Annotated in this window: 11 protein-coding genes; 9 read left to right on the top strand and 2 right to left on the bottom strand. The window is 40.0% G+C overall.

What is annotated here, in order from left to right; genetic code table 11:
* Positions 1-261: 261 nt before the first annotated feature.
* From ACYVAA_RS21695 to ACYVAA_RS21675, 5 genes are all read left to right on the top strand, one after another.
* Positions 262-1,251: a hypothetical protein gene (locus ACYVAA_RS21695; protein WP_460545906.1), complete on the top strand. Its 990-nt coding sequence runs from the start codon at positions 262-264 to the stop codon at positions 1,249-1,251.
* An 18-nt stretch (positions 1,252-1,269) separates the two neighbouring features.
* The gene (locus ACYVAA_RS21690; RefSeq protein WP_460545903.1) at positions 1,270-1,641 is read left to right on the top strand and encodes a hypothetical protein; all 372 of its coding nucleotides are present in this window, start codon (positions 1,270-1,272) and stop codon (positions 1,639-1,641) included.
* Between the two features lie 3 nt (positions 1,642-1,644).
* Positions 1,645-2,340 carry a hypothetical protein gene (locus ACYVAA_RS21685; RefSeq protein WP_460545901.1) on the top strand — a complete coding sequence of 232 codons (696 nt, stop codon included), beginning with the start codon at positions 1,645-1,647 and terminating at the stop codon, positions 2,338-2,340.
* A 77-nt stretch (positions 2,341-2,417) separates the two neighbouring features.
* Entirely contained in the window at positions 2,418-3,050 is a 633-nt protein-coding gene (locus ACYVAA_RS21680) for a hypothetical protein (RefSeq protein ID WP_460545899.1), read from the top strand.
* Positions 3,051-3,063: 13 nt separating this feature from the next.
* The gene (locus ACYVAA_RS21675) at positions 3,064-3,414 is read left to right on the top strand and encodes a hypothetical protein (protein ID WP_460545897.1); all 351 of its coding nucleotides are present in this window, start codon (positions 3,064-3,066) and stop codon (positions 3,412-3,414) included.
* 92 nt (positions 3,415-3,506) lie between these two features.
* Here the strand turns inward: ACYVAA_RS21675 and ACYVAA_RS21670 are convergent, their stop codons facing one another.
* Complete coding sequence (locus tag ACYVAA_RS21670; protein WP_460545895.1) at positions 3,507-3,776, bottom strand: helix-turn-helix domain-containing protein; 270 nt, start codon at positions 3,774-3,776, stop codon at positions 3,507-3,509.
* A gap of 149 nt (positions 3,777-3,925) precedes the next feature.
* Here ACYVAA_RS21670 and ACYVAA_RS21665 point away from each other — a divergent pair, with 149 nt between their 5' ends.
* Positions 3,926-4,132, top strand: a complete 207-nt coding sequence (locus ACYVAA_RS21665) for a hypothetical protein (protein WP_460545893.1) — start codon at positions 3,926-3,928, stop codon at positions 4,130-4,132.
* The gene (locus ACYVAA_RS21660; RefSeq protein WP_460545891.1) at positions 4,125-4,271 is read left to right on the top strand and encodes a hypothetical protein; all 147 of its coding nucleotides are present in this window, start codon (positions 4,125-4,127) and stop codon (positions 4,269-4,271) included. Before ACYVAA_RS21665 ends, ACYVAA_RS21660 begins: the two co-directional genes overlap by 8 nt.
* A 70-nt stretch (positions 4,272-4,341) precedes the next feature.
* Here the strand turns inward: ACYVAA_RS21660 and ACYVAA_RS21655 are convergent, their stop codons facing one another.
* Complete coding sequence (locus tag ACYVAA_RS21655; RefSeq protein ID WP_460545889.1) at positions 4,342-4,950, bottom strand: hypothetical protein; 609 nt, start codon at positions 4,948-4,950, stop codon at positions 4,342-4,344.
* Positions 4,951-5,146: 196 nt separating this feature from the next.
* Here ACYVAA_RS21655 and ACYVAA_RS21650 point away from each other — a divergent pair, with 196 nt between their 5' ends.
* Together ACYVAA_RS21650 and ACYVAA_RS21645 are read left to right on the top strand one after the other, a co-directional pair.
* Positions 5,147-5,617, top strand: coding sequence for a hypothetical protein (locus ACYVAA_RS21650; RefSeq protein ID WP_460545887.1), 471 nt, complete (start codon positions 5,147-5,149; stop codon positions 5,615-5,617).
* The coding region (locus ACYVAA_RS21645) for a hypothetical protein (RefSeq protein ID WP_460545885.1) at positions 5,607-7,279 on the top strand (1,673 nt) is incomplete at its 3' end. The genes ACYVAA_RS21650 and ACYVAA_RS21645, both read left to right, overlap by 11 nt.

Genomic DNA, 7,279 nt, shown 5'->3' with positions numbered 1-7,279 from the left:
TGCTTCCAACCACAGTGGTGTACCGCTGTTCTCTTTACTTGCTTATTAAGTAAATCTTCCTTGGCACGGGAACCAATGGCACGGCCGATATAAGCGCTATTTGGCAGGGGAAAAGCTTCAAAATAGAGGTAAAGATAGGCAAAGACAAACTAAGTGAGGCCCAAAAGAACTACCGAGATAAGGTGGAGGCCAGCGGCGGAATATACATAGTGGCCCGGACTTATGAGGGGTTTGTGGAGGAGATGGAAAGGAGGATGAGGGATGAATGAAAAGAAGCAATTCCGGATAAACGGATTCGAACAGATAAATGGTTTCTTTGATTTTATCTATGATAACCGGGACAAGGGCATTACTTCCCATCATGTTAGTCTATATCTTTTTTATCTGGCTCAAAATAATATACACATGTGGGTAGAATGGTTTTCATGCCCCTATCAGGTGGCAATGCAAGGAGCCTGCATCGGCAACAAAAAAACCTTCTATCAAAAGATCGAAGATTTGGTAGAATGGGGGCTAATCCAGTACAAAAAAGGGGTCAATGAACACCGATCGCCACTGATAAAACTAGAGGTGCTAAATCGTACCTCTAGTGTACCTGTAGTGGTACCTCTACTGGTACCTCTACCTATACCTCTACCTACACCTCTACGGGTAAGAGTAAATAAACTATTAACCAATAACATACAACAGATAACTAATAACCTAGATAGTTTTGAGGATTTTATTGATTCATTGAATAAAGAGAATGATGAAGATGGAATAGTAGAAGCAAATGCTAATGGTACTACACCCCAAGAAGAGCCAGTAACATTTCCAGATCCTGAGCAGGAAACCGAAAGAGAAGTAAAGGCTACTCAGGTTATAGCGGATTATTTCGGCATTTCCGAAATAAATCAATTTAGTCATTACATGGCCATAGGAAGATTTGTAAGGGCGATAAGTAGAAATGGAAAGCTTAACTACCTACATACCCAATACCAGTTCTATAAAAAAGTGAAAGAACAAAACCCTACCTATAAGCACTCTTGGAAGACCTTCATAGGTAGCCCGGAGAAAAAATATGAAGACGGTGCCTGGAATGAACAAAATTGGGAAACCAAATTCAAAGACTCTTTGAAGGGGAATAATGACAACCCCCAAAGATTGTCCTACTCACTTAATCAAGGAGTAAGCCAAACTAATTACACTCCCGTAATCAAGCGAACAAAGGAACTACTAGCATCATCTACTACAGAAAGTGAAAATGATTAAAGCCAAAAATTAAATATCATGACAAACGAAGAGAGAGTATCAGCACTCAAAGAAAAACTAGAAGGGGCCCCACAATCCTATCAAGACGCCAGGATTAAAAACCTTGAAAGAATGAGTTTCAAGGATGACGATGATTTCAACGGATATCTCGGTGACGTTAGCAATGATGTCAAAGAACTCCATCAAATGCAAGCTAACAACAAGCTTAAAGGCTTTGGAGGCAATCCAGGTAGATCTCAAAAAGAGGTCTCAACCGAGGCAGAAAAGGAGAAGGTGGACAAGATAGTCAGCTCAATGATGGGGCTTCCACCCAGAAAAAAAGCAAACTCCGAAAACAATTCCGGAAAAGACCAAACCACAAGAGAAATTGTAAAAAATCTAATGAAATAAAAAATGAAAAAAATCATCATCAAAACAAATGAGGCCGACAAAAGGAACGCCATTGCCAAGCTGAACCAGTTTAGGCTTAACCAGCTGCCGGCAATTAATGCAGCCTACGCCAAATTCGTAGAGGAGACCGAGCTGGCTCCATTCAGCAAAGAAAAACTTAAAGGTGTCATGGAGCAAGGAACGGCCATGGTAGAGCGAGAGCTTGAAGAAAAAATAAAAACCTTTCCGAAGCTAACCCAGAGGCAGGCTCTTGAAGAAGGGTATAAGGCTATAAACCATATTCTTAGGCCCGTCATCGAAGGGTTCCAAAAATGGAAAGAAAGGCTTGCTCCAAGTGATGGCAGTTTCCCCTATAAGATTTTGGACGTTGACAAGATGCCGATAGCCGCGGACTTGACGATGACATCGGAGGGGGTTAGTGAATACGTAGAGGCCAATTCTAGTCTGTTTGAGGTGTCAATTAACGATCCAATAGACATTGAGCTGTTTAAAAGACATAATGCCCTGACAGAAGCGTTTAACGACTTTATGGAATGTGTGCGCAAGAATGATGTGGTCATGCCCGAAAATCTGCAGGTTATTATGGGTATCCAGGGGATGTTGAACGGACGAATAGCGAAACCGGATCCTACAAGATTTTTACCCCACATGACCAATGCGAAAAGAAACGAAATCTTGAACGGGAATAGAAGTCACTAAAATTGGATGGGGCTTTTTTGCCCCTTACCTCTCTTTCATTTGTGAACACCTTCCCTAATTATTTAGGTTAAACTAAAATGGTAAAGATAGCTACATTCCCCCCTATTATCGATTTTACGCCTTATATCAGCATTTCGGGGCTGAAAAAATGGGGCAGTTTTGAGCTTAACACGAGGTCAGAAGGCCATTACCAATTAGAAAATGGGGCCGGAAGTGTGTACATCTTTCTTTCTATGGGCGAAATCCCGTACGTAGAGCTGACGTATTCCTATCGGGGAAGGTCTACCATGGACGCCTTGAAATTAATCTCCATACCATCTAATTTGAACGTGGGTAAGGTTTGGTATTTCCAATGCCCTATCACGGCGAAACGATGCCGGAAGCTTTATAGCGTTGGTGATAGGTTTGGACACCTTAGCCTCATTGATGGGATGTATGAAAAGCAGACCTACAGCAAAAAATATCGTGATATGTGGGCTACCTATGGCTGGGAGTTGGACATCGTTAAACTAAGAGATCAAATACGCCAGCCAGGATTTAAAAAGTACTACAGAGGAAAACCAACAAAAAAATATCTGAGAATTCAGAAGAAAATAAATGAAATAGAGTTGAGGGCTTCGATGGAGATGGAGGCACGAATGGAGGAATACGACAAAGAAGAAGAGAAATTAAAAGAGTTTATCAATGATAACCCCGAATGGGATATTTGAAATTTAAAAATCTATGAAATCGATAGAAAACCAAAGAACCCTCATGCGTGAGCTAAACGTACTGCGGAAAAGCTTGGCTACTCTAGAGCAAATGCCAGATACCGACACCCTTTTTAAAAACTTGGTTTATACCTGCATGGTTACAGTAGGGAACCTACATGCCTACCACCTGAAACAATTAAATGAATTTACTAAAGATATCTCCCAAATCAATACCGCCTCCATTAACATCCTCAATAACTCCAAGTACAATGTGAGCCAACTGAGCGAGGAGGAGATTGATCAGATTAAGATCCTAATGGCTGAAATTGAAAAAATCCAGAATGAAGCTAAAATTAGGAATAAGCTATTGGGAAATAATTGAATCATTAGCCTAGTTAAGGCTACAAATTTCAATATTTGTTAGGTAAAAAAGGTGATTATTAAAATCAGGGGACAGTTTGGGGGACAGTAAAATTAAAAATCCCCCTTCTTTATTGATCCTACCTGGACAAAGTCACTGCCTTTCTTTATGTAAATAGGTTCTTCCTTTTTCGGGGCAAAAAGATCTCTTACATCCACATCAAGAGCTTTGGCAATTTCGATTAGAGTACCAAGGTTGGTACCGGACTTTCCGCTAATGATACGGCTTATTGTTACCGGGCTGACATTAATCATCTCGGCTAATTTCTCCCCCGTTATTCCCTTCGCAAAAATCAATTCTTTAATACGTAATATATCGTTCATGTCTAATTATTTTCCCCAAAAATACTCATTATTAACATTAAATGTAAATAATTATTAAATAAATTAACATAGGGGTTTGACACATTAACATAATATGTTAATTTTAAACCATTGAACATTCATTAAAAGTTAATCAAAACAAAATAGCTATGATTACCACACATAAAATCAACGAAATCAACTCAGGCCTCACTAAAATTCAAGAAGGTCTGGATCAAATCAAAATGAATGAGACTGCTTTTGGTGATGACCAGTTCTTTTTTGATTGGTTTGCCGTGCTCAATGAGAGGGTTAAAGTTTTTAAAACCGCTGTGGAATGCGAATTGGAAAATCAAACTGAATTGGCCCATGGGTAAGGTAGTATCTATCGGAAATCCGGTCAAGCCAAAGAAGATCCCGGCATGGAAAAGCAGGGAAGCGCTGGACAGGATGAAAGAACTGATAGTTGCTGATCACAACCGCAAGATCAGAACTCAAAAAGAAGGCCGTAAATAATCCAAGAGATAGGGATTTCAACAACTTAAAGCAACGAGAAAAGCCGGGAATTCCCGGCTTTTTATCAAGATTAGATTTCAGTTAGGCATTTAAATGCAGCTTTTAAAACCATACTATCATCATTGCTTAGATCCTCTTCAACATACCCGTCAGATGTCCATACTCTTAAGGTTGCTATTTCCTTTTCTGATAGCATTATAAGATTTTTTTTACCACCGAAAATCCCTCCTAAATACATAGTGGATTTATTATCACAATTGAAATTGCTCATGTTACCAGATTCCATTCTGGTTCCATCCCTAAAAAGAAAATTTATCTTGTCTCCCTTGTCAATACAATTTCCGGCACCTATTGCGGTCAAGGAAAAAATAATACTATTTTTAGCTTTCATTAAGTAAATAGCTATTCCATTTGTCCCTCCATCTTTACTTAAAACTATAGCATCTTTTAACATTGGGGTTTTATCGCCGGTCATTTTATCTTCTTCTATTAGAATCAATGATGAACACGACAAATCCATTTCTGTTGATAATTGGTTGTTTTCCTCTTTTTCAGCGTAAGCCCAAGTTTTATCATCATTTAAAATCACCTTTTCTCCATTGACAGTTGTTGCTTCAATTTGTGCTTTAGCTTCAAACAATGAAAAACAAAGTAAAAAGCTTAGTAAAAAATGTTTCATAATAGTGTTATTTAGTTTTTTCAAAACTAACAGCTTAATTCCGTCAATAAAATACCCCAATCAGGGTATTTTTTTATCCCCACTGTTTCCTGAATGGTGGGGATACTTCACGATAAACCCTTCTATTTCCCCGTGTATTTGAGCTAATTAGCATCAGTTACTTTTTAAGCTAATTGTAAAACGAATTGGAAAAACTATGCTAAAAATCACACCCAAATTCAAAGGGAAAGACGTTGAAAATTATCTTTTAAAACACGTCCGGAAAATAGAGAAGTCTATTGAAAATGAACTGCTTTATGTAGGGTTGGAATTCGTTCGAGATGCCCGGCTTAATGCTGATTTTACCGACCGGACCGGTAACCTAAGAAGCTCCATTGGCTTTGTCCTTTTGAAGGATGGGAGGCCCATTCACCAAGATTTTGAAAAATCCTGGAAAAAAGGAACGGACAAAGAAACCGGAGTTGAAAAAGCCATTAAATATGCCAGTGAGGTAGCAGGAGCGGAATTGAATATTGGTTATACCTTGGTAGTCGTCGCAGGGATGGATTACGCCGTGTATGTCGAAGCAAGTGGTAAAGATGTGCTTACCGGATCGAGCATCAAAGCAGAAAAAAATATTAAAAGTGTATTTGAGAAACTAGAAAAGAATTTGAGCCATGCCCGTTAGTTATAGTGAAGGAGGGCTGAATTTTACCGCTGGGATGGATAACAGCCAGCTCAGAAAGGATGCCAAGAAAACCGAAAAAATCTTGGACGACTTGCGACGAAAGCAAGAGCAAAACGAAAGGGAGTTTCACCAGAAAATGCAGGAAGTCAACCGGCAGACCCAAAAGAATTCACGGCAAACCATTTCTTCACTCGGGGAAGTAGGGACAATGGCCAGGACACTTGGGGGAGCTCTAGCGGGTGCTTTTTCGGTTCAGTTGCTAATCCAGTTTGAAAAACAATTGGCCCGAATTGTTGGGGAATTTGAGAAAATGGAGGCTGTTCTCACCAATACACTGGGCAGCAAGTCCGATGCGCAGACAGCTATGGCGCAAATAGTACAATTTGCTAGCCAAACCCCCTTCCAGGTTGATCAATTGACAGACTCTTTTGTCAAACTAGCCAACCAAGGATTTAAGCCAACAGTTGATGAATTGAGGAGTTTGGGAGATCTTGCCAGTAGCACTGGGAAGAATTTTGACCAGCTGGCTGAAGCAATTATTGATGCCCAGGTAGGAGAGTTTGAGCGGTTAAAGGAGTTTGGTATCAGAGCCAGTAAAGAAGGGGATAATGTGACTTTTACCTTTAAGGGTGTCCAAAAACAAGTGGAATTCACGGAAGGATCCATAAGACGGTACATTCTTAGCCTAGGGGATGCCGAGGGAGTAAGCGGTGCTATGGCTGCTATTTCTGAGACCTTAGACGGAAAAATGTCTAACCTGAACGATAACATCACCATCCTAGGAAAAACCATTGGAGACAGGCAATCAGGTGTGTTCAAGAATTCATTAGACTGGCTGAATGAGTTTATTTCACTAGCGACATTGGCGGTAAGTAGTACAAGCGATATCCGCAACCAAATGCGCCTCATTACCGGTGCTGAAGGATTCCAACAGACTAACAAGGAGGTGGATGAGCTTATAGGGAAGCTCTCAAAAAGAATGGATATGGAGGAGGCGATCAACAAAGCGGTTGACCTCACTATTAAATCCTATAAGGACCTGTCTGACAATATAGATAGTGATATCACTTATGGCAGGCTTACCAAGCAAATCCAAGAGCTAGAAGCATACAGGAAGCAATTACTTTCAGGTTATGCCAATGGTGGTGCAGAAACCTTGAACACCCTCAATAAAAGGCTTGCAGACCTCCAACAGCAAAGGTTAGATATTGACATTTCTAATACCGAAGCCCTTAACGAAAACCTGCAGAAACAGCTTAAAATCAAAAAGCAGATTGAAGCAGTTGACGGCAATGCCATAAAGAACCAAAAAGCCATAGCAAAACAGATTGCTTACTTCGCAGATCGTCAATTTTTGGAACAGGCCGAAAAAATTAAAAGTAACCTTTTGGCCCAAACTGGAATCTTCAACCAATTCCAAGAAAATCTCAGCAAGGCGGGGCTCTCCAAAATGGAGAATACTGGAGCTAAAGCGCTTGACCTTCAAGCAGAGTTTTACAATAGTACAGCCATAATTACTATTAAGGCTGCAAAAGTGCTACTGCAAAAGGCCAAAAACGAGCTTGATTCTTCCAGTATAACAGATGAAAGAAAAAAGGAGTTAAAACAATTCATCAAAGACCTGAATGATATCCAACTGGATGACATTTTCAAGCTAGGTAC

The sequence above is a fragment of the Echinicola sediminis genome, from assembly GCF_054777495.1.
Note: the sequence above shows the minus strand (reverse complement) of the source record. Positions and strands in the feature narration are given on the sequence as shown.